The organism is Hydrogenophaga sp. GW456-12-10-14-TSB4, assembly GCF_059424305.1.
The window spans coordinates 37,911-58,766 of record NZ_JBWKZH010000028.1 but is presented as its reverse complement, the minus strand read 5'-3'; the positions used below and the strand labels follow the sequence as shown (position 1 = coordinate 58,766).

The following is a 20,856-nucleotide window of genomic DNA, read 5'->3' as shown; positions in this document are numbered from 1 at the left end:
CCGCACCCGCGGCCTGTTCAGGGCCTGCGGGGGCCCGGCCCCGCCGCCTTGGCCACGGCCATGTTTTCGCCTGCGGCGAGGAAGCGCTGGGGGTCCTGGGGCACGCCCGAAACCCACACTTCAAAGTGCAGGTGCGGCCCGGTCGAACGCCCCGTGGAGCCCACTTCCGCGATCTTCTGGCCCCGTTTCACGATGTCGCCCTTCTTCACCAGCACCTTCGAGGCGTGGGCATAGCGGGTGATGAGGTCGTTGCCATGGTCCACCTCCACCATGTTGCCGTAAGCCGGGTGGTATTCCTGCACCACCACCATGCCACCTGCGGCGGCGAGGATGGGCGTGCCCGGATCGGACGGGAAATCCAGGCCCGTGTGCAGGGCGGAGCGCCCGGTGATGGGGTCGATGCGGAAGCCGAAGGGCGAACCCACCTGCACGCCCGCCACCGGTTGCTCGGTCGGCACCATGGTGCGCAGGATCTTCTGGTCGAACAGGCGCGATTCCACCACCGTCAGCCAGTCCACCCGCGAGCCGCTGCTCTGGTCGATCCGGTCCAGGGCGCCCATCAGCTCTTCCATGCTCAGGTCACGGCCACCGACCAGTGCGCCGCCGGCACCCGGCTTGGGCTTGAACTCCGCCGGGCTCAGGCCCGCCAGGCCGGCCACCCGCTCGCCCAGGGAATCGATCTGCACCATGCGGGCCTGCATTTCCCCCAGCTTGCGGGCCATGGCGTCAAGGTTGGCCCGCATGTAGGCATTCTGGGAACTGGCTTCGTCCTGATGCACCAGCCGCGCCACCGGCGCAAAGCCGGGCCAGCCCTGGCGGACCCCTTCCAGAAACACCCAGTGGTACGTGGTGATGGCGCCCAGCATCAGCAACACCGACGCGAGCATGCCGACGCCGACGAGCCTGAGTCCGCTGAGGTGCATGGCGCGACTCCTGGCCAGCCAGGCGTCCGTGATAATGATGTGCACTGCTCTACCTTTCCGGGTCATCCGGGTTCAACCGGATCACCTTCATCGCATGTCTACCGCCCCCCGATCCCACAACACCATGCTCAGCCTCGAGCAGGCCGTGGGAGCAGCGCCCACGCTCGCCGCGCTGCAGGAGCGCATCAAGGAATCCCGTTGGTGCCTGGATCAGGTTCAACACCTGATTCCCGTCACGTTGCGCCCACATGTGCGGCCGGGCCCTTTGCAGGACCAGGAGTGGTGCCTGCTGGTGGGCAGTGCCGCCGCTTCGACCAAACTGCGCCATCTGTTGCCTGCGCTGCAGACGGCATTGACCCAAAGGGGAGCGCAGGTTAACGCAATCCGCATCAAAGTCCAAACGCCGGGACGATGAATGCCCCGTGAGGGTGGGTGGGCGGTGCCTGGTGCCGCTTGTCTGACTCGAACAGACGACCTATCGCTTACAAGGCGATTGCTCTACCAACTGAGCTAAAGCGGCGGGTTGGACGGAAGAAAAATTCTACTTGACGCGCTTGAGCTGAGGCCTGCCGCCTGGCCGACCAGGGCCCGCCGGTGGATCGGGCAGATTATCCGAAGCGGACGACGCCCCCTCACTGGGAACGGAACGAAGCGGCCCCCGAGCAGCCCCATCGTGAGCTTCTTCGGCACCCGCCGGCGCGTCCGGCACCACCGCAGCGTCCGAGGCCGGCCCGGCCACGGCAGCGGCGGGCGGCGCGGGAAAGGCCATACCCTGCCCGTTTTCGCGCGCGTAAATGGCGATCACATGGCTGACCGGCACGATGATCTCGCGCGCCACGCCGCCGAAACGGGCCTTGAACTCGATGAACTCATTGCCCAGCTTGAGCGAGCTGGTCGCCTCCATGCTCACATTGAGCACGATCTCGCCGTTCTTCACGAACTCCATGGGCACGCGCACCGACCCGTCGACCTGCACCGCGATGTAAGGCGAAAAGCCGTTGTCGGCACACCATTCGTGCAAGGCACGGATCAGGTAGGGCCGCGTGGAGGGGATTTCCGGTTCAAATGCGCTCATGACAGCTCGCTGGCCTGGCCCCGCAGGGCCGTCGGCCATTTACTTGCGCATCACCTTTTCGGACGGCGTCAGCGCTTCGATGTAGGCCGGGCGCGAGAAGATGCGCTCGGCGTACTTGAGCAGAGGGGCCGCATTCTTGCTGAGTTCGATGCCGTAGAAGTCCAGGCGCCACAGCAGCGGCGCAATGGCCACGTCCAGCATGGAGAAGTTGTCGCCCAGCATGAACTTGTTCTTCAGGAACACCGGTGCGAGCTGGGTCAGGCGATCGCGGATGTGCGACCGGGCCTTCTCCAGCGCCTTCTCGTTGCCCTTGGCGCTGCGCGACTCGAGCATGGACACGTGCGTAAACAGCTCCTTCTCGAAGTTCAGCAGGAACAGGCGCACGCGCGCGCGATCCACCGGGTCGCCGGGCATCAGCTGGGGATGCGGGAAACGCTCATCGATGTACTCGTTGATGATGTTCGATTCGTACAGGATGAGATCGCGCTCGACCAGGATGGGCACCTGGCCGTACGGGTTCATCACGCTGATGTCTTCGGGCTTGTTGTAAAGATCGACGTCCCGGATCTCGAAGTCCATGCCTTTTTCAAACAGCACGAAACGGCAGCGGTGGGAGTAAGGGCAGGTGGTGCCCGAATACAAGACCATCATGTGGGAGTCTCCTTAAAGCAAAAAACAGTGGCTTGCGAACATGCCCGTCAGGCACTGCAAACCACTGTGGAACGGTCGGGCCGGCCTTCCGTGAGGCCGTCCCAGCCGGATCGGATTATTTGACGTCTTTCCAGTAGGCCGCATTCAAGCGCCAGGCCACGATGGTGAAAGCCGCCAGGAACAGCAGGACCCACACGCCGATGCGCACGCGGGTGTTCTGGGACGGCTCGGCCATCCACTGCAGATAGGCCACCAGGTCGCCGACGTTTTCCTCGTAGCGCGCATCGCTCAGGGTGCCGGGCTTGACTTGCTCCCAACCCTTGACGCGATCGACTTCGTGGCCGTGACTCATCACCTTCTCGTGCACCGGACGGCGCTCGCCCTGCAATTCCCACAGGGGATGGGGCATGCCGATGTTCGGGAACACGAGGTTGTTCCAGCCGGTCGGCTTGGTGTCGTCGCGGTAGTAGCTGCGCAGCAGCGTGTAGACATAGTCGGCACCGGTGCCGGCGTGGCTGGAGCGCGAACGTGCGATCAGGCTCAGGTCGGGCGGGTTCGCGCCAAAGAACTGCTTGGCCTGCTTCGGATCGATCGCGGCCTTCATCGTGTCACCGATCTTGTCGGTGGGGAAGGTCAGGTTCTCGGCGATCTGCTTGTCGTTCAGGCCGATGTCGCGCAGGCGGTTGTAGCGCATGAACGCCGCCGAGTGGCAGCTCAGGCAGTAGTTGACGAACAGCTTGGCACCGTTTTGCAGGGCGGCCATGTCGTTGGTGCGCTGGGGCGCCTTGTCCAGCGGGAAGTTACCGCCAGCGGCCAACGCTGCACCCGACAAGCCCAGGGCCAGCATGAAGCCCAAGAGGATTTTTTTCATTTGCTTGACTCTCCGGATTGGCTCTGTGGGGTTCAGTGGGGCTGGAACGTGACGCGCTGGGGCACCGGCTTGAATTCGCCGATGCGGCTCCACCAGGGCATCAGCAGGAAGAAGCCGAAGTAGAACAGCGTACCCACCTGGGACACCCGCTCGCCGATGGGCGACGGCGGCAACACCCCGAGATAGCCGAGAACCAGGAAGTTGATCACGAACACCGTGTACAGCCAGAGGTTCCAGGTCGGACGGTAGCGGATCGACTTGACCGGGCTGTGATCGAGCCAGGGCAGGAAGAACAGGATGATGACGGCGCCGCCCATGGCGACCACGCCCCAGAACTTGGCGTCGATGGACAGCATCAGTGCCACGAGCACCAGCGCGGCGATCACGATGCCACCCTTGATCGCGCCCGACACCTTGGCCTTGAGCGCACCCAGGATCGCCGCGATGACGACGATGGTCACGAGGGCGTACATCATCTCGGTGGTGATGGCGCGCAGCATGGAGTAGAACGGCGTGAAGTACCAGACCGGCGCAATGTGCAGCGGGGTCACCAGCGGGTCGGCCGGGATGAAGTTGTTGTATTCGAGGAAGTAGCCGCCGAACTCGGGGGCGAAGAAGACGATCGCCGAGAACACCATCAGGAAGACGGAAACGCCCAGGATGTCGTGCACCGTGTAGTACGGGTGGAACGGGATGCCGTCCAGCGGCTTGCCGGAGGCGTCCTTGGTCGCCTTGATCTCGACGCCGTCGGGGTTGTTGGAACCCACTTCGTGCAGCGCGATCAGGTGAGCCACCACCAGACCCAGCAGCACCAGCGGCACCGCGATCACGTGGAAGCTGAAGAAGCGGTTCAGCGTCGCATCGCCCACCACGTAGTCGCCGCGGATCAGCAGCGCCAGGTCAGGGCCCACGAAAGGAATGGCCGAGAACAGGTTGACGATCACCTGGGCGCCCCAGTAGGACATCTGGCCCCAGGGCAGCAGGTAGCCCATGAAGGCCTCGGCCATCAGGCACAGGAAGATCGCGCAACCGAACACCCAGACCAGCTCGCGCGGCTTGCGGTAGCTGCCGTAGATGAGGCCGCGGAACATGTGCAGGTACACCACCACGAAGAATGCCGAGGCACCGGTGGAGTGCATGTAGCGGATCAACCAGCCCCAGGGCACGTCGCGCATGATGTACTCGACCGACGCGAAGGCCAGGTTGGCGTCGGGCTTGTAGTGCATCACCAGGAAGATGCCGGTGACGATCTGGATCACGAGCACCAGCAAGGCCAGCGAGCCGAAGAAGTACCAGAAGTTGAAGTTCTTGGGCGCGTAGTACTCGGAGAGATGCTCTTTGTACAGCTTGGATGCCGGGAACCGGTTGTCGATCCAGTTCAGCGCTTTCTGACCGATCGGTGCGTCGGGGGAAATTTCTTTGAATTCAGCCATGGGGATGCCTCTGTGATCCGTTGTCTGTCAGCGCCGCTCAGGCCTGCTTCTCTTCACCCACCAGCAAGGTGGTGTCGGACAGGTAGTAGTGCGGCGGCACTTCCAGGTTGTCGGGCGCGGGCTTGTTCTTGAACACGCGGCCGGCCACGTCGAACGTGGAGCCGTGGCAGGCGCACAGGAAACCACCCTTCCAGTCGTCCGGCAGCGAGGGCTGCGGGCCGGGGGTGAGCTTGTCGCCCGGGGAACAGCCGAGGTGGGTGCAGATGCCCACGGTCACGAGGAATTCGGGCCTGATGGAGCGGTGGCGGTTCTTGGCATAGGCCGGCGTCGGGTAGGCCGTGCGATCCGAGTTCGGGTCGGCCAGTTGCCCTTCGATGGCCTCGAGCGCGGCGAGCTGCTCGGGCGTGCGGCGCAGGATCCAGACCGGCTTGCCGCGCCACTCGACGACGAGCTTCTCGCCCGGCTGGATGCCGGAGATGTCCACTTCCACAGCGGCGCCTGCGGCCTTGGCCCGCTCGGACGGCTGGAAGGTGCTCACGAAGGGAACGGCGACGGCGGCTGCACCAGCACCACCCATGGCGCAGGAGGTGATCAGCCAGGTTCTGCGGCTGCGATCGACAGTCGCACCGGCGGTTGCTTCACTCATGGGGATCTTTCAATGGAGTCGAGACGGGACACTAGGGACAACCCGGCATTGTACTGGAGCAGTCAAGGGGCTTTACCGCTTGTCGGGGTGTGGGACTTGGCTATTGCCCGAGAGCGCTCCAGACAAGCAGCCCTCGCGCACGACTGTGTGAGAATGCCTCTCGCATTTCCGCCATTCATTCAATCACTCGTCAACCGGAGGACCTCATGGGCATGTTGCAAGAGTTCAAGGAATTTGCCGTCAAGGGCAACGTGATCGACCTCGCCGTGGGCGTGATCATTGGCGGGGCCTTCGGCAAGATCGTCACCTCCATGGTCGACGATGTGATCATGCCCATCGTGGGCGCCATCTTCGGCAGCCTGGATTTCACCAACCTGTACCTGGCACTCGGCAAAGTGCCCGAGGGCACGCCCGCGACGCTGGCCGGCCTGAAGGCGGCTGGCGTGCCGACCCTGGCCTACGGCAACTTCATCACCGTGGCGCTGAACTTCACCATCATGGCGTTCATCATCTTCATCATGGTCAAGCAGATCAACCGCCTGAAGCGGGAAACGCCGCCCGCGCCGGCCGAGCCGCCGGCCACGCCGGAAGACATCGCCCTGCTGCGCGAGATCCGCGACAGCTTGCGCAAGTAAGAAGCACCGACCGCTGCCGGCCACGCCGCACCCCCTCGCGGGGCTGCGGCGTTTTTCATGCCTCAGCCGCCCGTGGCAGCCAGGGCGGCGTCGATGGCCGCCAGCAGGCTGGAGGCACTGGCCTGGCCGGTGCCGGCGATATCGAATGCCGTGCCGTGGTCCGGACTGGTGCGCACAAAGGGCAGGCCCAGCGTGGTGTTCACCCCGTGCTCCAGCCCCAGCAGCTTGACCGGAATGAGCCCCTGGTCGTGGTACATCGCCACCACCACGTCGAAAGCGCCTTGTCGGGCGCGCATGAACACCGTGTCGGGCGCATGGGGCCCACTGGCCTCCATTCCCTCCTTTCGAGCCTGCGCCACCGCCGGCTCGATGACCTCGATTTCCTCCCGCCCGAACAAGCCGCCCTCGCCGGCATGCGGATTCAGCCCGGCCACCGCGATGCGCGGCGCAGCCACCCCGGCCCGCCGGAAGTGCGCGTCGGTGATGCGGATGGTCTGCAGCACCTGCGCCTGCGTCACCGCCCGCAGCGCCTGCTGCAGGGACACATGGATGCTGACCAGCACCGTGCTCAGCCCGGGGCAGCTGAGCATCATGCGCACGGGCAGGGCCGAGACCGGCACACCGGCATGCGCGGCCGCAAGCGATTGCAGCAACTCGGTGTGGCCCGGATGGTCCACGCCCGCCGCCGCCAGCGCCTCCTTGTGGATCGGTGCGGTCACCAGCGCACGCGCCTGCCCCGACAAGGTGGCCTGCGCGGCCCAGCGGATGCAATCGGCCGCCGCCAGGCCGGCCTCTGCGCTCACGCGCCCCAGAGGCACCGGCTGCGCCAGTGAACACGCCTGCACCACCGCCATGCACTCCGGCGGCACGTCCTCCAGACCCGACAAAGCATCCACCTCGGCCAGCATGAGCGCCCCGGCGGCCGATCCCGGCTCGGATGCCGTGGCGCGCAAGGCCTGCCGCAAGGTCGCCACGTCGCCGGCCACCACCACCTGGCGGCCCAGCGCAGGCCTCTCGCGGAACGCCTTGGCAATGATCTCGGGCCCGATGCCGGCCGGATCGCCCATGCTCAGCACCAACGGAAGGGAGTGGAACGCCGGCATGCTGCGCCTCAGGCCGGGTTGTCGATGTCGATGAACACGTGCGCCAGCCCCAGCTGCGCCGCCACGTGGGCGCCGACCGCGGGCGCCCCATAGCGCTCGGACGCGTGATGGCCGCACGCAATGTAGGCCACTCCACACTCACGGGCGTAATGGGCCTGAGGCTCGGAAATCTCGCCGGTGATGAACACATCCGCGCCGGCGGCGATGGCCGCCTCGAAGTAGCCCTGGGCACCGCCCGTGCACAGCGCCACGTGTCGCAGCGGGCGATCGGGCTCTGCCACCAAGGTCACGTTGCGCGCCAGACACCGGGCCACGTGATCGGCGAGCGCGGCGGCCGATTCGCTGTGCCGCTCACCCATGAACCCCAGGGCCTGATCGCCGAAGCGGCCACGGGCGTCGGTGTACACCTGCACGCCCAGTTGCCGCGCCAGTTGCGCGTTGTTGCCCAGCTCGGGATGCGCATCCAGCGGCAGGTGGTAGGCGAACAAATTGATGTCGTGCGCCAGCAGCAAGGCCAGGCGCTGCTTCATCCAGCCGGTCACCCGGCCGTCCTGGCCCCGCCAGAACAGACCGTGGTGCACCAGGATCGCGTCGGCACCCTCCTCGATCGCAGCCTCGATCAGCGCCCGGCTGGCGGTCACGCCGCTCACCAGCTTGCGCACCTCGCCCCGGCCCTCGACCTGCAACCCGTTCGGCCCGTAGTCCTTGAACTGCGCCGGCTGAAGCAACTCGTCCAGCGCCTGGCTCAGGGCGGCGCGGGAAACGGCGGGTGGATGGGAGCTCGGGTCGGGCATGGACGGCTGGTGTGAGGCGGTGTGGAGCCCTCCATTCTGACACCGCACTCCCCATCGGCCGACCGGGTCGCCCTCGCTCTTGAAGCCATCGCCGTCCCCACCCATATGCGGGACAATATCGGCGCACGCGGCCCGCACCGCGCCCTTTCAACCCGCTCGACACCTCCATGAAACGTCTCTGGCTCCTGTTCGCCCAAACCGTCACCGTTCTTGTGGCGGCGCTGTTCGTGGTGAACACCTTGCAGCCCCAATGGTTGGGCCGCCAGGCCTCCATCGTGCCCGTGTTCGAGGCACCGTCCGGGGCGCCGGTGGCGACGGTGGAAGGCACCGGCAGTTTTCGTGCCGCCGCCCGCACCGCATCGGCCGCCGTGGTGAGCATCAACACCAGCAAGGCGCCGGTCAACAACCCCCAGAGCAGCGACCCCTGGTTCCGGTTTTTCTTTGGTGACCAGGCGCCCTCGCAGCAGCAGAGCGGCCTGGGATCGGGGGTGATCGTCAGCCCTGCCGGCTATGTGCTGACCAACAACCACGTCATCGAGGAAGCCGACGAGATCGAGGTCATCCTCAACGACGGCCGCAAGTCGGTCGCCCAGGTCATCGGTACCGACCCGGAAACCGATCTGGCGATCCTGAAAATCAACCTGACGGACCTGCCCGTGATCACCCTGGGCAACTCCGACGCGCTGGAAATCGGCGACCAGGTGCTGGCCATCGGCAACCCCTTCGGCGTCGGCCAGACCGTGACCAGCGGCATCGTCAGCGCCCTCGGTCGCACGCAACTGGGCATCAACACCTTCGAGAACTTCATCCAGACCGATGCGGCCATCAACCCCGGCAATTCGGGAGGTGCGCTGGTGGACGTGAGCGGCCAGCTGATGGGCATCAACACCGCGATCTACTCGCGCTCGGGTGGCTCCATGGGCATCGGCTTTGCCATCCCCACCTCCACCGCGCGCAGCGTCATGGAAGCCATCGTGAAGGACGGGCAAGTCACGCGGGGCTGGATCGGTGTGGAGCCGCAGGACCTGAGCCCAGAACTCGCCGAGAACTTCGGCATGCAGCCGGGCACCGGCGTCATCATCAGCGGCGTGCTGCAGAACGGCCCCGCCGCGCAGGCCGGCATCCGCCCGGGTGACGTGATCACCGCCGTGGCAGGCCGTCCGGTGAACAACGTGGCGCAGCTTCTGTCGGCCGTGGCAAACCTCACCCCCGGCACCCCCGCGTCGCTCGACGTGGTCCGGCGCGACGGCAAGACGAAGGTCGAAGTCACCCCGGGCAAGCGCAATCTGCCGCGTCAGCAAGCCACGCCGCGCTGAGGCGCGGTGCCCTGGATCAGGAAGCCGTTTCTTCCTTGGCTTCTTCGTCGGGCTTGGCAGAGACCTTGATGAACCACTGCGCACCCCAGATACCGAGCTCGTAGAGCAGGCACATGGGCACGGCCAGCGCCAGCTGGGAGATCACGTCTGGCGGCGTCACGACGGCGGCGATGACAAAGGCCACCACGATGAAGTAGCCCCGGAACTCCTTGAGCTTCTGCACCGTCACCATGTTCATCTTGACCAGCAGCACCACCACGATGGGCACCTGGAACGCCAGGCCGAAGGCGAGGTACAGCGACAGGATGGCCTCCACGTAAGAGGCAATGTCGGGCGTGGCCGCCACGCTCGCGGGCGTGAACTTCTGGATGAAGCCGAACATCTTGTCCAGCACGAAGAACTGCACGAAGGCGATACCAATGTAGGCCAGGAAGCTGCCCAGCACGATCAGCGGCACGGCGAAGCGCTTTTCGTGGCTGTACAGGCCGGGCGCCACGAAAGCCCACACCTGGTACATCCACCAGGGCAGGGACAGGAGCAAGGCCGCCATGGCCAGCACCTTGATGGGCACGAAGAACGGCGAAAAAACGCCCACGGCGATCAGTTTGGCGTCGGGCGGCATGTGGGCCCGGATGGGCACCGCGATCAGGTCGATCAAGCCGCTGGGGCCGGGCCAGACCGCCAGCAGTGCCATGCAGATGGCGAGGCCGATGACACCGCGCAGGAGCCGGTCGCGCAGCTCCATCAGGTGCTGGACGAACGGCTGTTCGGAACCGGCGAGTTCGTCGGTGGAGTCTTTGGGGTCGGACATCAACGGGGGGCGGAAGGGGAGCGGGGCCGGAAGCGGGCCACGCGGGCCGCACCGGATTGGGTGCGGGTGCGCACACCGGTGCGGGCCTTGAACCACTGGGGCATGGCCTTCTGCTTCAGGCGCCAGTTCTTCTTGGGGTGCTTGTAGACCGGAGGTGTTTCGAGCGAACCCATGGAGCTGCCCGAGTCGTAGGCGTTGGACGTGCCATCCAGCCCGGCTGTGGCTTCCGACCAGGATTTCTCGAAGTCGTTGGCGGTGTTCTGGACCGAGTTCTCCACGTCCCGCGCGGCCTCGGTCATCGATTCCTTCATCTTCTTGAGCTCTTCGAGCTCCATGGAGCGGCTCACCTCGGCCTTGACGTCCGACACGTAGCGTTGGGCCTTGCCAAGCAAGGCACCCACCGTGCGGGCCACGCGAGGCAGCTTCTCGGGACCGATGACGATCAACGCCACCGCCCCGATGAGCGCGAGCTTGGAAATGCCCAGATCAATCATGTATCGGCCGTTCTGCGGGCAGGAATGGGTGCGGGTTCACCCCGGGGAGTATGCCGTCGGACAAAAATGGTGCCGGCGGCAGCCAGGACATCAGCTTTTCTGCTTGGCCTCGACGTCGATGGCGTTCTTGTCGGTGCGGGTGTCCTGGGTGACCTGACCCGGGGCGGCGGCGTTGTCGGCGGCGTTCTGCCCGCCTTCCTTCATGCCGTCCTTGAAGCCCTTGACCGCACCGCCCAGATCAGAGCCGATGTTCTTGAGCTTCTTGGTGCCGAACACCATCACCACGATCAACAGCACGATCAACCAGTGCCAGATGGAAAACGAACCCATGAGTTACTCCAGATTGGGAAATAGGGAAGCGAGAGCCGCTGTGCGTGGGATTCTAAGCCCCGGTGGGAGTTCAGCCGCTCTCGCGGCGCAATACCAGAGCCCGCCGGACGGCACTTATCCACGCAACCAGGGTCGCGGGCCGCCCATGACGTGCACGTGGAGGTGATGGACTTCCTGCCCGCCCTCTGCACCGTTGTTGCACACGATGCGAAATCCGCCTTCGGGGTATGGATTGCAACCCTGTTCCAGCGCCAGGCGCGGGGCGAGGGTCATGATGCGGCCCATCAGCCGCTCGTGTTCGGGACCCAGCTGGGCCATCGACGGAATGTGCGCCTTCGGCACCATCAGGAAATGCACCGGCGCCCAGGGATGGATGTCGTGAAAGACGTAGATGTCCTCGTCTTCATAGACTTTTTTGGATGGAATCTGGCCGGCGATGATCTTGCAGAAGATGCAGTTCGGGTCGTGAGCGCTCATGGGATCGTTGGTCTTAGTCGGGCATGGCCTGGCTGGCGTTCATGCGCACCATGCCCTTGACGATGCGGTAGAGGAACCAGATGGAAATCAGGCACCAGGCGATCCAGCCGGGCGCCAGGAACAGCAGCCACAGCGGCAGGGTCACCAGGTACAGCACAGCCGCCCAGATGACGGTGCGGATGCGCCAGGAAAAATGGCTCGCCTGCCAGGTGCCTTCGGCATCGCCCTTTTTCACGAGATCGATGATCAAGGCGATGATGAGCAGGGCCGGGCTGGCCTGCGCGCCCGGCAGCACCGCCGCCACGGCCACGATCAGGTGCAGGGCGTAGCTGACCCAGCCCACGGTCTTGAGGGATTGGGCCTTCTCGCTGTCGATCGCCTTGACGTCAATGATGTCGCTCATCACAAGCTCCTTTCAACCGGCATCCGGTCCGGTGGCTTCCCGCTGCAGCACCTTGCGCATCGCCTTTTCCTCCAGGCCGCTGAGGCCTTCGCGCCGCACCAGCTCGGCCACCACGTCGGCGGCGCTCAGGTTGTAGTGCGCCAGCGCGATCATGCAGTGGAACCAGAGGTCGGCGGTTTCGTTGACCAGCTTCTGGCGGTCGCCGCCATGGTCGGCGTCCTTGGCCGCCATCACGGCTTCGGTGGCTTCCTCGCCGATCTTTTTCAGGAAGGTGTCGGGGCCCTTGTGCAACAGGCGGGCCACGTAGCTTTTCTCGGGATCGCCCCCGTTCGCCGGTTTGCGGCTTTCGATCACGGCACTCAGGCGCGCCAGGTCATCGGTGGTGGACATGTCGGTTTATTTGTAGATCGATTCAGGGTCTTTGAGCACGGGTTCGACGGCATGCCATTGGCCACCCTCGAAGCGCTGGAAGAAGCAGCTGTGGCGACCGGTGTGGCAAGCGATGCCAGGTTCGTGACCCAACTGCGTGACCTTGAGCAGCACCACGTCGTTGTCGCAGTCCAGGCGGATGTCGTGCACGGTCTGCACGTGGCCCGATTCCTCACCCTTAAACCACAGCCGTTCGCGCGAACGGCTGTAGTAGACCGCACGACCCAGTTCGGCCGTCTTCTGCAACGCCTCACGGTTCATCCAGGCGAACATCAACACGTCGCCCGAGGCGGCCTCCTGCGCGATCACCGGCACCAGGCCTTGCGCGTCCCACTTCACTTCATCGAGCCAGTTCATGGCAGGAATCTACCATGGGCCCAGGCCTTGATGCCCCCGGCAACCGGAATGCCGTTAGGATGGTCCTGCCACCACCACGACAAGGAACACCATGAAAATCCGCACCCTGCTCCTGGTCCTCTTCATCCTGTTCATCGCGGGCTTCGTGGCCCTGAACTTCGAACAGATCCTGCAACCCACCGCACTCAATTTCGGCTTCACCGAGGTGCAAGCCCCCATGGGCCTGGTGTTGCTGGGCATGCTGGCCCTGGTGCTGGTGGTGTTTCTCGCGGCGCTGGTGTACTACCAGACCCTGCACCTGATGGAGGTGCGCCGCATCACGCGCGAAGCGGCCGACCAGCGCCTGCTGGCCGACAAGGCCGAAGCCTCGCGCTTCACCGAACTGCGGCAGTACCTGCAGACCGAGTCGCAGGCCAGCGTGTCGCGCGAGCAGGCGCTGTCGGACCAGGTGCAGGCGAAACTGGACCAGGTTCAGGCCGCCTTGACCCAGGTGATCGAGCAGACGGGCAACGGCCTGAGCGCGAGCGTCGGCGAACTGGAAGACCGGCTGGAGCGGCAATTCCCCCCGCGAGGCGGCGACCACCTCTGAAAAGGAGGCTCAGCGCCGAACCGGGATGCCGCGTTCGGCCATACGCGCCTTGGCCTGCGCCACGGTGAACTCGCCGTAGTGGAAGATGCTGGCGGCCAGCACCGCGTCGGCCCCGCCCTGCTGCACCCCATCGGCCAGGTGGTCGAGGTTGCCGACGCCGCCCGAGGCGATCACCGGCACGCTCACCGCGTCGGCCACGGCGCGGGTCAGGGCCAGGTCGAAGCCGGACTTGGTGCCGTCGCGGTCCATGCTGGTGAGCAGGATCTCGCCGGCGCCGAAATCGGCCATCTGCGAGGCCCAGGCCACGACGTCCAGGCCGGTGTTCTTGCGCCCGCCGTGGCTGTAGACGTCCCAGCCTTCACCGCGCTGGGCGAGGTCGTCGCCCAGCCGGCGTTTGGCGTCGATCGCCACCACGATGCATTGCGCCCCGTACTTGTCGGACGCGTCGCGGATCACCTGCGGGTTGGCGATCGCGGCGGAGTTGAAGCTGGTCTTGTCGGCGCCGGCATTGAGCAGGCGGCGGACGTCTTCCACGGTGCGCACGCCGCCACCCACGGTCAGGGGAATGAAAACCTCGGAGGCGACGGCCTCGATGATGTGCAGGATCAGGTCCCGGCCGTCGGAAGTGGCGGTGATGTCCAGGAAGGTGAGTTCGTCGGCACCCTGCTCGTTGTAGCGGGCGGCGATCTCCACCGGGTCGCCCGCATCGCGCAACTCCACGAAGTTGACGCCCTTGACGACGCGGCCCCCGGTGACGTCCAGGCAGGGAATGATGCGCTTGGCGAGCATGGGCGGCGTTATCCGTTCAGGTCGTCGGCCAGCTGCTGCGCGGCCTCGAAATCGAGGTCACCGCTGTAGATCGAGCGGCCGCAGATCACGCCTTCGACGCCCTCGTCTTCCACCGCGCACAGCGCGCGGATGTCTTCCAGGTTGGACAGGCCACCCGAGGCGATCACGGGGATCGACAGCGCCTGCGCCAGCTTGACGGTGGCGTCGATGTTGATGCCCGAGAGCATGCCGTCGCGGCCGATGTCGGTGTAGATGATGCCTTCGACGCCGTAGTCCTCGAACTTCTTGCCCAGGTCCACCACCTCGTGGCCGGTGAGCTTGCTCCAGCCGTCGGTGGCGACCTTGCCGTCCTTGGCGTCCAGGCCCACGATGATGTGGCCGCCGAACGCGGTGCAGGCGTCCTGCAGGAAACCGGGGTTCTTCACGGCGGCGGTGCCGATGATCACGTAGCGCAGGCCGGCGTCCAGGTAGCGCTCGATGGTGTCGAGATCGCGGATGCCGCCTCCCAGCTGCACATCCACCTCGGCCCCGACCTCTTTCAGGATGGCCCGGATCGCCTGCTCGTTCTTGGGCTTGCCGGCGAACGCGCCATTGAGGTCCACCAGGTGCACGCGGCGCGCGCCCTTGTTGACCCAGCCGCGGGCAATGGCCGCCGGGTCGTCGCCGAACACCGTGGATTGGTCCATGTCGCCCTGTTTGAGGCGAACGCACTGGCCGTCTTTCAGATCAATGGCAGGAATCAGCAGCATGATGGTTTGAATGGAAGGCAGAGGGACTCAAGGGTTCCAGGACAGGAAGTTGCGGTAGAGCGCCAACCCCTGGTCGGCGCTTTTTTCCGGGTGAAACTGGGTGGCAAAAATATTATCGCGGGCAATGGCGGCCGCAAAGCGCCCGCCGTAGTCGGCTTCACCCACGCTGTGGACCGCCTGGGCGGGCCGGGCAAAGAAGCTGTGGACGAAATAGAAGTAGGCGCCATCCGCAATGCCCGACCACAGGGCGTGGGCCGGACCCCGGCCCAGCTCGTGGAACACCGGGTTCCAGCCCATCTGGGGCACCTTGAAGCGGCTGCCGTCGGCCTGCAGTCGCCCTTCGAGCTGAAAACGCACGACTTCGCCGGGAATCAGGCCCAGTCCGTCGGTCGGCCCCTCCTCACTGCGGTCCAGCAGCATCTGCATGCCCACGCAGACCCCGAAAAGGGGCTTGTTGGCGGCCGCATGCAGCACAGCGTCCAGCAGGCCGGAGGCGGCCAGTTCGCGCATGCAATCGCCCATGTGGCCCTGGCCGGGCAGCACCACGCGATCGGCGTCCAGCACATCCTGGGCCCGGGCCGTGACGAGCACGTCCACGTCCTGCGCGCGCGCCACGTGTTGCACCGCCTGCGATACCGAGCGCAGGTTCCCGCTGCCGTAGTCCACCACGGCGACCGTCTTGCGTTTCATCGGGGTGAGGAACTCAGAGCGAGCCTTTGGTCGAGGGAATCACATCGCCCATGCGCGGGTCGCGCTCCAGGGCCATGCGCAGGGCACGGGCAAAGGCCTTGAACACCGTCTCGGCCTGGTGGTGCGCGTTTTCACCGTGCAGGTTGTCGATGTGCAGGGTCACGCCGGCGTGGTTGACGAAGCCCTGGAAGAACTCGAAGGCGAGCTGCGTATCGAAGGCGCCGACCATGCCGCTCTTGAACGGCACGCGCATGTGAAGGCCCGGGCGACCCGAGAAGTCGATGACGACGCGCGAGAGCGCTTCGTCCAGCGGCACGTAGGCATGGCCGTAGCGGCGCAGCCCCCGCTTGTCGCCCACAGCCTGTGCAAAAGCCTGGCCCAGCGTGATGCCCACGTCTTCCACCGTGTGGTGCCCGTCGATGTGCAGGTCGCCCTTGGCCTGGACGTCGAGGTCGATCAGCCCGTGGCGGGCGATCTGGTCCAGCATGTGGTCGAAGAAACCGATGCCGGTGGACAGGTTGGCCTGCCCGGTGCCGTCGAGGTTGATGCGCACGCCGATCTGCGTCTCCGAGGTGTTGCGTTGCACATGGGCCACGCGGTCGGAGACGGAAGGGGCGAGAGGCGTCTGGGTCATAGGGCGGTCTGGAAAGCTCGGATCAGTTGGGCGTTTTCCGACGGTGTACCCACCGTCAGGCGCAGACAATGGGTCAGCAAAGGATGCATTCTAGAAACATTCTTCACCAGAATGCCCTGGGCCTTGAGCCCATCGAAGCAGCGTTGCGCATCGGGCACACGCACCAGCACCATGTTGCCCTCGCTCGGGAAGGGCGTGACACCCGGCAGGCGGGCCAGCGCGTCGATGAGCAGCGCACGCTGCTCCCGGATCTCGGCGGCCTGGCCAGCGAACACCTCGGCATGCTCCAGCGCGAACAGGGCGCACTCGGCATTGAGCACGCTCACGTTGTAGGGCGGGCGCAGCTTGTCGATTTCGTGCACCAGCGCCTGCGCACCCACCATGTAGCCGATGCGCACCCCGGCCAGGCCGAACTTGGACAGGGTGCGCATGAGCAGCACGTGCGCATGGGCCGCCGGCTGGGCGCGGATCTCGTCCAGCCAGCTGCGGCTGGAAAAGGGCTGGTAGGCCTCGTCCATCACCACCAGGCCGCCGAAACCGGCCGCCTCGGCGATCAGGCGGCGGATGGTGTCCGCGCTCCAGAGGTTGGCGGTGGGGTTGTTGGGGTAGGCGATGTAGGTGATGGCCGGCTTGTGTTCGCGCATCGCGGCCAGCATGGCCGGCTCGTCGAGCTCGAAATCGGCCGTGAGCGGCACACCGACGAACTTCAACCCCTGGAGCTGGGCGCTCATGGCGTACATGACGAAGCCCGGCAACGGCGCCAGGATGGTCGCGCCCGGCAGGTCGCAGCCCATGGCCAGCAACGAAATGAGCTCGTCCGAGCCGTTGCCCAGCATCAGGCTGCAACCCGCGGGCAGGTCCACGTAGCGGGCCAGTGCCTGCTTGAGGTCGTCGATGCGGGCACCGGGATAGCGGTGGATGGCCACGGCGCCCAGGCGAGCGCCCAGTTCGGCCTGCAACGCGGGCGGCAGCGAGAACGGGTTTTCCATCGCATCGAGCTTGACCATGCCGGTCGAGTCCTGGATGGCGTAGGCGTGCATGGACTGCACGTCCTGGCGGATCGCCTTCAAGGGGTTCGCGCTCATGCGGCACCCCGCATCGGCGGCACGTCCTTGAGCCGCATCTCGGCCGCCCGGGCATGCGCCTGCAGGCCCTCGCCGTAGGCCATCTCGGCCGCAATGGCACCCAGGCTTTGCGCGCCGGCCTGGCTCACCTCGATCAGGCTGCTGCGTTTCTGGAAGTCGTACACCCCCAGCGGCGAGGAAAACCGCGCGGTGCCGCTGGTGGGCAGCACGTGGTTGGGGCCGGCGCAGTAGTCGCCCAGGCTTTCGCTGGTGTACGCGCCGAGGAAGATGGCGCCGGCGTGCCGGAGCAGCGGCTCCCAGCGGTGCGGCTCGCTGCTGGACACCTCCAGGTGCTCCGGCGCGATGCGGTTGCTGATGGCGCAGGCCTCTTCCATGCTGCGGGTGTGGATCAAGGCGCCCCGGTCATTCAGGCTTTTGGCGATGATGGCCGCGCGCGGCATGGTCGGCAGCAGGCGGTCGATCTCGCGCTGCACCGCGTCGATGTAGGCGGCGTCCGGGCACAGCAGGATGCTCTGGGCCAGCTCGTCGTGCTCGGCCTGGCTGAACAGGTCCATCGCGACCCACTCGGCCGGCGTGCTGCCGTCGGCCAGCACCAGGATTTCGCTCGGGCCGGCGATCATGTCGATGCCAACGGTGCCGAACACGCGCTTTTTGGCGCTGGCCACGTAGGCATTGCCCGGCCCGGTGATCTTGTCGACCTTGGGCACGGTCGCCGTGCCATAGGCCAGCGCGGCCACGGCCTGCGCGCCACCGATGGTGAAGGCCCGGGTGACGCCGGCCACGTAGGCCGCCGCGAGCACCAGGTCGTTGCGCTCGCCGCGCGCCGAGGTGCCGGCGCCGCTGCCACCGGTGGCCACGCTGCCGCGCACGGGCGTGGGCACCACCATGATGATTTCCTGCACGCCGGCCACGTGCGCGGGCACGGCGTTCATGATCAGGCTGGACGGATAGGCCGCCTTGCCACCAGGCACGTAGATGCCCACGCGGTCCAGCGGCGTGACCTTCTGGCCGAGCAGCGTGCCGTCCTCGTCGCGGTAGCTCCAGCTCTCGCCGCCGGCCTTCTTCTGCGCCTCGTGGTAGCTGCGCACGCGGCGCGTCGCGGCTTCCAGGGCCTGCCGCTGGGCGGCGGGCAGGCCATCGAACGCGGCCTTGAAGTCGGCTTGTGTCAGCTCCAGGTCGGCCATGCCGTTCGCCGTCAGGCCGTCGAAACGCGCGGTGTACGCCAGGACGGCGGCATCACCGCGCTCGCGCACGTCGGCCAGGATGTCGGCCACGCGCTGCTCGATCGCCCCGTCGGTCTCGGCCGACCAATGCAGGCGGGCCGCGAACTGCGCCTCGAAATCTGCGGCGGTGGTGGACAGTCGGGCGGGGCGGGCAGAGAGGCTCATGAGGAGACGGAATCCTTTTCGATGGCTTGCGCGAAGGCGTCGATGATGGGGCGGATGGCCGCCTGCTTGAGTTTGAGCGAGGCCTGGTTCACCACCAGGCGCGCGCTGATGTCCATGATGCGTTCAACCTCGACCAGGTGGTTGGCCTTGAGCGTGTTGCCGGTGGACACCAGATCGACGATGGCGTCGGCCAGGCCGGTCAGCGGCGCCAGCTCCATGCTGCCGTAGAGCTTGATCAGGTCCACATGCACGCCCTTGCCGGCGAAGAAGTCGCGCGCGATGGCGGTGTACTTGGTCGCGACCTTCAGGCGCGACCCCTGGCGCACGGCCGAGGCATAGTCGAAATCGGCGCGCACCGCCACGCTCACCCGGCAGCGCGAGATGCGCAGATCCAGCGGCTGGTACAGGCCCTGGCCGCCGTGCTCGATCAAGGTGTCCTTGCCGGTCACGCCGATGTCGGCGCCGCCGTACTCTACGTAAGTCGGCACATCGGTGGCGCGCACCAGCACCACGCGCACCTCGGGGTTGCTGGTCGGCAGGATGAGCTTGCGCGACTTCTCGGGGTCTTCCAGCACCTCGATGCCAGCGGCCTTGAGCAGCGGCAGGGTCTCGTCGAAGATGCGGCCTTTGGAGAGGGCGAGAGTGATCATTTGATGCGTTCGATGTCCGCGCCGATGCCGCGCAGTTTGGCTTCCATCTGGTCGTAGCCCCGGTCCAGGTGGTAGATGCGGTCGACGATGGTTTCGCCGTCGGCCACCAGGCCGGCGATCACCAGGCTGGCCGAGGCGCGCAGGTCGGTGGCCATCACGGTGGCACCCGACAGGCGCGGAATGCCCTCGATGACCGCCACTTTGCCGTCGGTCTGGATGTGCGCGCCCAGCCGCACCAGCTCGTTGACGTGCATGAAGCGGTTCTCGAAGATGGTCTCGGTCACCTTGCTCGCGCCCTCGGCGATGCAGTTGAGCGCCATGAACTGGGCCTGCATGTCAGTCGGGAAGCCCGGGTACTCGGTGGTGCGGAAGCTCTGCGCCTTCAGGCGGCCCGAGGCGCGCACGCGGATGAAATCACCACCCGCGTCCTTGCCGGCATCGATCTGGGCACCCGCCTCATGCAATTTGTCGATCACGGCGTCGAGGTGGTCGGCGCGGCCATGGCGCAGCACCACGTCGCCGCCCGCCGCGGCCACGGCGCACAGGAAGGTGCCGGTCTCGATGCGGTCGGCCACCACCTGGTGCGTGCAGCCGTGCAGGCGGTCCACGCCCTGCACATGAATGCGGCTGGTGCCGTGGCCTTCGATCTTCGCACCCATGGCGATCAGCATCTCGGCCAGGTCGCCGATCTCCGGCTCCTGCGCGGCGTTCTCCAGCACCGTCTCGCCCTCGGCCAGCGCCGCCGCCATGAGGAAGTTCTCGGTGCCGGTGACAGTCACCATGTCGGTGGCGATGCGCGCACCGTGCAGGCGCGTCTTGCCCGCAGGCAGCCTGGCGACCATGTAGCCGTGCTCGACCACGATCTCCGCGCCCATGGCCTGCATGCCCTTGATGTGCTGGTCCACCGGCCGCGAGCCGATGGCGCAGCCGCCCGGCAGCGACACGCGCGCATGGCCGAAGCGCGCCAGCAGCGGCCCGAGCACCAGCACCGACGCGCGCATGGTCTTGACCAGCTCGTACGGTGCCTCGGCCTGGATCGGGTCGGCCGCCTGCAGCGTGATGCCGCTGCGGTCGGCCCGGGTCTGCGTCTGCACACCCATGTTGTCGAGCAGCTTGCGCATGGTGACCACGTCCTGCAGACGCGGCAGGTTGTTCAGCGTCACCGGCTCGGACGTGAGCAGTGCGGCGCACAGTTCGGGCAGCGCGGCGTTCTTGGCGCCGGAGATGGTCACCTCACCCTGCAGGGTGCGGCCGCCGTTGATTCGCAGTTTGTCCATGGGGCGCGTCAGTTACGGGGTTGGGTGGCCCATTCGTCGGGCGTGTAGGTCTTCATCGACAAGGCATGCACTTCGTCGGTCTGGATGCGCGTGCCCAGCGTGCCGTAGACCGCCTGGTGGCGCTTAATCAGCCGCAGCCCCTCGAACGCGGGCGAGACGATGACCGCCGCCCAGTGGCGGCCGTCACCGGTGACTTCGAGGTGCTCGCAGGGCAGGCCGGCGGCGATGAGGGATTGCAGTTCTTCGGCGGTCATGGG

Annotated in this window: 28 protein-coding genes and 1 tRNA gene; 4 read left to right on the top strand and 25 right to left on the bottom strand. The window is 66.2% G+C overall.

The annotated features are described in order from the left end of the window. Positions 1-17: 17 nt before the first annotated feature. Positions 18-968, bottom strand: coding sequence for a M23 family metallopeptidase (locus AC07ZS_RS15195; RefSeq protein WP_494799375.1), 951 nt, complete (start codon positions 966-968; stop codon positions 18-20). A 79-nt stretch (positions 969-1,047) separates the two neighbouring features. Here AC07ZS_RS15195 and AC07ZS_RS15190 point away from each other — a divergent pair, with 79 nt between their 5' ends. After that, on the top strand, positions 1,048-1,338 hold the full coding sequence (locus tag AC07ZS_RS15190; protein ID WP_494799374.1) for a DciA family protein: 291 nt from the start codon (positions 1,048-1,050) through the stop codon (positions 1,336-1,338). A 29-nt stretch (positions 1,339-1,367) separates the two neighbouring features. Here the strand turns inward: AC07ZS_RS15190 and AC07ZS_RS15185 are convergent. From AC07ZS_RS15185 to petA, 6 genes are all read right to left on the bottom strand, one after another. Continuing rightward, positions 1,368-1,443, bottom strand: a tRNA-Thr gene (locus tag AC07ZS_RS15185). A 21-nt stretch (positions 1,444-1,464) separates the two neighbouring features. Further along, complete coding sequence (locus AC07ZS_RS15180) at positions 1,465-1,998, bottom strand: ClpXP protease specificity-enhancing factor (RefSeq protein ID WP_494799373.1); 534 nt, start codon at positions 1,996-1,998, stop codon at positions 1,465-1,467. A gap of 39 nt (positions 1,999-2,037) precedes the next feature. After that, positions 2,038-2,649, bottom strand: a complete 612-nt coding sequence (locus AC07ZS_RS15175; protein WP_494799372.1) for a glutathione S-transferase N-terminal domain-containing protein — start codon at positions 2,647-2,649, stop codon at positions 2,038-2,040. A gap of 115 nt (positions 2,650-2,764) precedes the next feature. Further along, entirely contained in the window at positions 2,765-3,520 is a 756-nt protein-coding gene (locus AC07ZS_RS15170) for a cytochrome c1 (RefSeq protein WP_494799371.1), read from the bottom strand. A gap of 32 nt (positions 3,521-3,552) precedes the next feature. Continuing rightward, the gene (locus tag AC07ZS_RS15165; RefSeq protein WP_494799370.1) at positions 3,553-4,953 is read right to left on the bottom strand and encodes a cytochrome b; all 1,401 of its coding nucleotides are present in this window, start codon (positions 4,951-4,953) and stop codon (positions 3,553-3,555) included. A gap of 37 nt (positions 4,954-4,990) precedes the next feature. After that, on the bottom strand, positions 4,991-5,599 hold the full coding sequence (gene petA, locus AC07ZS_RS15160; RefSeq protein WP_494799369.1) for a ubiquinol-cytochrome c reductase iron-sulfur subunit: 609 nt from the start codon (positions 5,597-5,599) through the stop codon (positions 4,991-4,993). A 206-nt stretch (positions 5,600-5,805) separates the two neighbouring features. On the opposite strand from petA, the gene mscL reads away from it, so the two are divergent. After that, the gene (gene mscL / locus AC07ZS_RS15155; protein WP_494799368.1) at positions 5,806-6,234 is read left to right on the top strand and encodes a large conductance mechanosensitive channel protein MscL; all 429 of its coding nucleotides are present in this window, start codon (positions 5,806-5,808) and stop codon (positions 6,232-6,234) included. 62 nt (positions 6,235-6,296) lie between these two features. Here the strand turns inward: mscL and pdxA are convergent, their stop codons facing one another. Together pdxA and AC07ZS_RS15145 are read right to left on the bottom strand one after the other, a co-directional pair. Further along, a complete protein-coding gene (gene pdxA / locus AC07ZS_RS15150; protein ID WP_494799367.1) occupies positions 6,297-7,337 on the bottom strand; it encodes a 4-hydroxythreonine-4-phosphate dehydrogenase PdxA in 1,041 nt (346 codons plus the stop codon). A gap of 8 nt (positions 7,338-7,345) precedes the next feature. Then, a complete protein-coding gene (locus tag AC07ZS_RS15145; protein WP_494799366.1) occupies positions 7,346-8,131 on the bottom strand; it encodes a Nif3-like dinuclear metal center hexameric protein in 786 nt (261 codons plus the stop codon). 167 nt (positions 8,132-8,298) lie between these two features. Between AC07ZS_RS15145 and AC07ZS_RS15140 the strand changes: the two genes are divergently transcribed. Then, positions 8,299-9,447 (top strand): S1C family serine protease, encoded by a 1,149-nt coding sequence (locus tag AC07ZS_RS15140; protein WP_494799365.1) that lies wholly within the window; start codon positions 8,299-8,301, stop codon positions 9,445-9,447. 16 nt (positions 9,448-9,463) lie between these two features. On the opposite strand, the gene tatC is transcribed toward AC07ZS_RS15140, so the two are convergent. The 7 genes from tatC to hisI all read right to left on the bottom strand — a co-directional run bounded on the left by tatC (position 9,464) and on the right by hisI (position 12,757). Next, a complete protein-coding gene (gene tatC / locus AC07ZS_RS15135) occupies positions 9,464-10,258 on the bottom strand; it encodes a twin-arginine translocase subunit TatC (RefSeq protein WP_494799364.1) in 795 nt (264 codons plus the stop codon). Further along, positions 10,258-10,752: a Sec-independent protein translocase protein TatB gene (gene tatB, locus AC07ZS_RS15130; RefSeq protein WP_494799363.1), complete on the bottom strand. Its 495-nt coding sequence runs from the start codon at positions 10,750-10,752 to the stop codon at positions 10,258-10,260. The genes tatC and tatB overlap by 1 nt, the downstream gene beginning before the upstream one ends. Positions 10,753-10,842: 90 nt before the next feature. Further along, positions 10,843-11,082: a Sec-independent protein translocase subunit TatA gene (gene tatA, locus AC07ZS_RS15125; protein WP_494799362.1), complete on the bottom strand. Its 240-nt coding sequence runs from the start codon at positions 11,080-11,082 to the stop codon at positions 10,843-10,845. A gap of 114 nt (positions 11,083-11,196) precedes the next feature. Then, on the bottom strand, positions 11,197-11,559 hold the full coding sequence (locus AC07ZS_RS15120; RefSeq protein WP_494799361.1) for a histidine triad nucleotide-binding protein: 363 nt from the start codon (positions 11,557-11,559) through the stop codon (positions 11,197-11,199). Between the two features lie 13 nt (positions 11,560-11,572). Further along, positions 11,573-11,962, bottom strand: coding sequence for a DUF4870 family protein (locus AC07ZS_RS15115; protein WP_494799360.1), 390 nt, complete (start codon positions 11,960-11,962; stop codon positions 11,573-11,575). 12 nt (positions 11,963-11,974) lie between these two features. Beyond that, the gene (locus AC07ZS_RS15110; RefSeq protein ID WP_494799359.1) at positions 11,975-12,352 is read right to left on the bottom strand and encodes a phosphoribosyl-ATP diphosphatase; all 378 of its coding nucleotides are present in this window, start codon (positions 12,350-12,352) and stop codon (positions 11,975-11,977) included. A gap of 6 nt (positions 12,353-12,358) precedes the next feature. Next, complete coding sequence (hisI, locus tag AC07ZS_RS15105) at positions 12,359-12,757, bottom strand: phosphoribosyl-AMP cyclohydrolase (RefSeq protein ID WP_494799386.1); 399 nt, start codon at positions 12,755-12,757, stop codon at positions 12,359-12,361. A gap of 82 nt (positions 12,758-12,839) precedes the next feature. Here hisI and AC07ZS_RS15100 point away from each other — a divergent pair, with 82 nt between their 5' ends. Continuing rightward, positions 12,840-13,337: a LapA family protein gene (locus AC07ZS_RS15100; RefSeq protein ID WP_494799358.1), complete on the top strand. Its 498-nt coding sequence runs from the start codon at positions 12,840-12,842 to the stop codon at positions 13,335-13,337. A 9-nt stretch (positions 13,338-13,346) separates the two neighbouring features. On the opposite strand, the gene hisF is transcribed toward AC07ZS_RS15100, so the two are convergent. The 9 genes from hisF to AC07ZS_RS15055 are packed head-to-tail and all read right to left on the bottom strand — an operon-like array spanning position 13,347 to position 20,853. Then, positions 13,347-14,126 carry an imidazole glycerol phosphate synthase subunit HisF gene (gene hisF / locus AC07ZS_RS15095; protein WP_494799357.1) on the bottom strand — a complete coding sequence of 260 codons (780 nt, stop codon included), beginning with the start codon at positions 14,124-14,126 and terminating at the stop codon, positions 13,347-13,349. Positions 14,127-14,134: 8 nt separating this feature from the next. Next, a complete protein-coding gene (gene hisA / locus AC07ZS_RS15090) occupies positions 14,135-14,875 on the bottom strand; it encodes a 1-(5-phosphoribosyl)-5-[(5-phosphoribosylamino)methylideneamino]imidazole-4-carboxamide isomerase (protein ID WP_494799356.1) in 741 nt (246 codons plus the stop codon). A 27-nt stretch (positions 14,876-14,902) separates the two neighbouring features. Further along, a complete protein-coding gene (hisH, locus tag AC07ZS_RS15085) occupies positions 14,903-15,565 on the bottom strand; it encodes an imidazole glycerol phosphate synthase subunit HisH (RefSeq protein ID WP_494799355.1) in 663 nt (220 codons plus the stop codon). 13 nt (positions 15,566-15,578) lie between these two features. Next, entirely contained in the window at positions 15,579-16,199 is a 621-nt protein-coding gene (gene hisB / locus AC07ZS_RS15080) for an imidazoleglycerol-phosphate dehydratase HisB (protein WP_494799354.1), read from the bottom strand. Continuing rightward, positions 16,196-17,284 carry a histidinol-phosphate transaminase gene (gene hisC / locus AC07ZS_RS15075; protein WP_494799353.1) on the bottom strand — a complete coding sequence of 363 codons (1,089 nt, stop codon included), beginning with the start codon at positions 17,282-17,284 and terminating at the stop codon, positions 16,196-16,198. Before hisC ends, hisB begins: the two co-directional genes overlap by 4 nt. After that, positions 17,281-18,672 carry a histidinol dehydrogenase gene (gene hisD / locus AC07ZS_RS15070; RefSeq protein WP_494799352.1) on the bottom strand — a complete coding sequence of 464 codons (1,392 nt, stop codon included), beginning with the start codon at positions 18,670-18,672 and terminating at the stop codon, positions 17,281-17,283. The genes hisC and hisD overlap by 4 nt, the downstream gene beginning before the upstream one ends. Beyond that, positions 18,669-19,322 (bottom strand): ATP phosphoribosyltransferase, encoded by a 654-nt coding sequence (hisG, locus tag AC07ZS_RS15065; RefSeq protein WP_494799351.1) that lies wholly within the window; start codon positions 19,320-19,322, stop codon positions 18,669-18,671. The genes hisD and hisG overlap by 4 nt, the downstream gene beginning before the upstream one ends. Then, positions 19,319-20,599: a UDP-N-acetylglucosamine 1-carboxyvinyltransferase gene (murA, locus tag AC07ZS_RS15060; RefSeq protein WP_494799350.1), complete on the bottom strand. Its 1,281-nt coding sequence runs from the start codon at positions 20,597-20,599 to the stop codon at positions 19,319-19,321. Before murA ends, hisG begins: the two co-directional genes overlap by 4 nt. Before the next feature lie 8 nt (positions 20,600-20,607). Further along, positions 20,608-20,853 carry a BolA family protein gene (locus AC07ZS_RS15055; RefSeq protein WP_494799349.1) on the bottom strand — a complete coding sequence of 82 codons (246 nt, stop codon included), beginning with the start codon at positions 20,851-20,853 and terminating at the stop codon, positions 20,608-20,610. Positions 20,854-20,856 lie beyond the last annotated feature (3 nt).

Excerpts from the sequence above, each read along its gene's own strand:
- murA (WP_494799350.1), bottom strand. The coding sequence starts at position 20,599 with ATGGACAAACTGCGAATCAACGGCGGCCGCACCCTGCAGGGTGAGGTG.
- hisA (WP_494799356.1), bottom strand. The coding sequence starts at position 14,875 with ATGCTGCTGATTCCTGCCATTGATCTGAAAGACGGCCAGTGCGTTCGC.
- hisB (WP_494799354.1), bottom strand. The coding sequence starts at position 16,199 with ATGACCCAGACGCCTCTCGCCCCTTCCGTCTCCGACCGCGTGGCCCAT.
- AC07ZS_RS15110 (WP_494799359.1), bottom strand. The coding sequence starts at position 12,352 with ATGTCCACCACCGATGACCTGGCGCGCCTGAGTGCCGTGATCGAAAGC.
- hisH (WP_494799355.1), bottom strand. The coding sequence starts at position 15,565 with ATGAAACGCAAGACGGTCGCCGTGGTGGACTACGGCAGCGGGAACCTG.
- hisG (WP_494799351.1), bottom strand. The coding sequence starts at position 19,322 with ATGATCACTCTCGCCCTCTCCAAAGGCCGCATCTTCGACGAGACCCTG.
- hisC (WP_494799353.1), bottom strand. The coding sequence starts at position 17,284 with ATGAGCGCGAACCCCTTGAAGGCGATCCGCCAGGACGTGCAGTCCATG.
- AC07ZS_RS15120 (WP_494799361.1), bottom strand. The coding sequence starts at position 11,559 with ATGAGCGCTCACGACCCGAACTGCATCTTCTGCAAGATCATCGCCGGC.
- mscL (WP_494799368.1), top strand. The coding sequence starts at position 5,806 with ATGGGCATGTTGCAAGAGTTCAAGGAATTTGCCGTCAAGGGCAACGTG.
- AC07ZS_RS15140 (WP_494799365.1), top strand. The coding sequence starts at position 8,299 with ATGAAACGTCTCTGGCTCCTGTTCGCCCAAACCGTCACCGTTCTTGTG.
- AC07ZS_RS15100 (WP_494799358.1), top strand. The coding sequence starts at position 12,840 with ATGAAAATCCGCACCCTGCTCCTGGTCCTCTTCATCCTGTTCATCGCG.
- AC07ZS_RS15175 (WP_494799372.1), bottom strand. The coding sequence starts at position 2,649 with ATGATGGTCTTGTATTCGGGCACCACCTGCCCTTACTCCCACCGCTGC.
- petA (WP_494799369.1), bottom strand. The coding sequence starts at position 5,599 with ATGAGTGAAGCAACCGCCGGTGCGACTGTCGATCGCAGCCGCAGAACC.
- hisD (WP_494799352.1), bottom strand. The coding sequence starts at position 18,672 with ATGAGCCTCTCTGCCCGCCCCGCCCGACTGTCCACCACCGCCGCAGAT.
- tatA (WP_494799362.1), bottom strand. The coding sequence starts at position 11,082 with ATGGGTTCGTTTTCCATCTGGCACTGGTTGATCGTGCTGTTGATCGTG.
- AC07ZS_RS15165 (WP_494799370.1), bottom strand. The coding sequence starts at position 4,953 with ATGGCTGAATTCAAAGAAATTTCCCCCGACGCACCGATCGGTCAGAAA.
- pdxA (WP_494799367.1), bottom strand. The coding sequence starts at position 7,337 with ATGCCGGCGTTCCACTCCCTTCCGTTGGTGCTGAGCATGGGCGATCCG.
- tatC (WP_494799364.1), bottom strand. The coding sequence starts at position 10,258 with ATGTCCGACCCCAAAGACTCCACCGACGAACTCGCCGGTTCCGAACAG.
- AC07ZS_RS15170 (WP_494799371.1), bottom strand. The coding sequence starts at position 3,520 with ATGAAAAAAATCCTCTTGGGCTTCATGCTGGCCCTGGGCTTGTCGGGT.
- hisF (WP_494799357.1), bottom strand. The coding sequence starts at position 14,126 with ATGCTCGCCAAGCGCATCATTCCCTGCCTGGACGTCACCGGGGGCCGC.
- AC07ZS_RS15115 (WP_494799360.1), bottom strand. The coding sequence starts at position 11,962 with ATGAGCGACATCATTGACGTCAAGGCGATCGACAGCGAGAAGGCCCAA.
- AC07ZS_RS15145 (WP_494799366.1), bottom strand. The coding sequence starts at position 8,131 with ATGCCCGACCCGAGCTCCCATCCACCCGCCGTTTCCCGCGCCGCCCTG.
- AC07ZS_RS15180 (WP_494799373.1), bottom strand. The coding sequence starts at position 1,998 with ATGAGCGCATTTGAACCGGAAATCCCCTCCACGCGGCCCTACCTGATC.
- AC07ZS_RS15055 (WP_494799349.1), bottom strand. The coding sequence starts at position 20,853 with ATGACCGCCGAAGAACTGCAATCCCTCATCGCCGCCGGCCTGCCCTGC.
- AC07ZS_RS15190 (WP_494799374.1), top strand. The coding sequence starts at position 1,048 with ATGCTCAGCCTCGAGCAGGCCGTGGGAGCAGCGCCCACGCTCGCCGCG.
- tatB (WP_494799363.1), bottom strand. The coding sequence starts at position 10,752 with ATGATTGATCTGGGCATTTCCAAGCTCGCGCTCATCGGGGCGGTGGCG.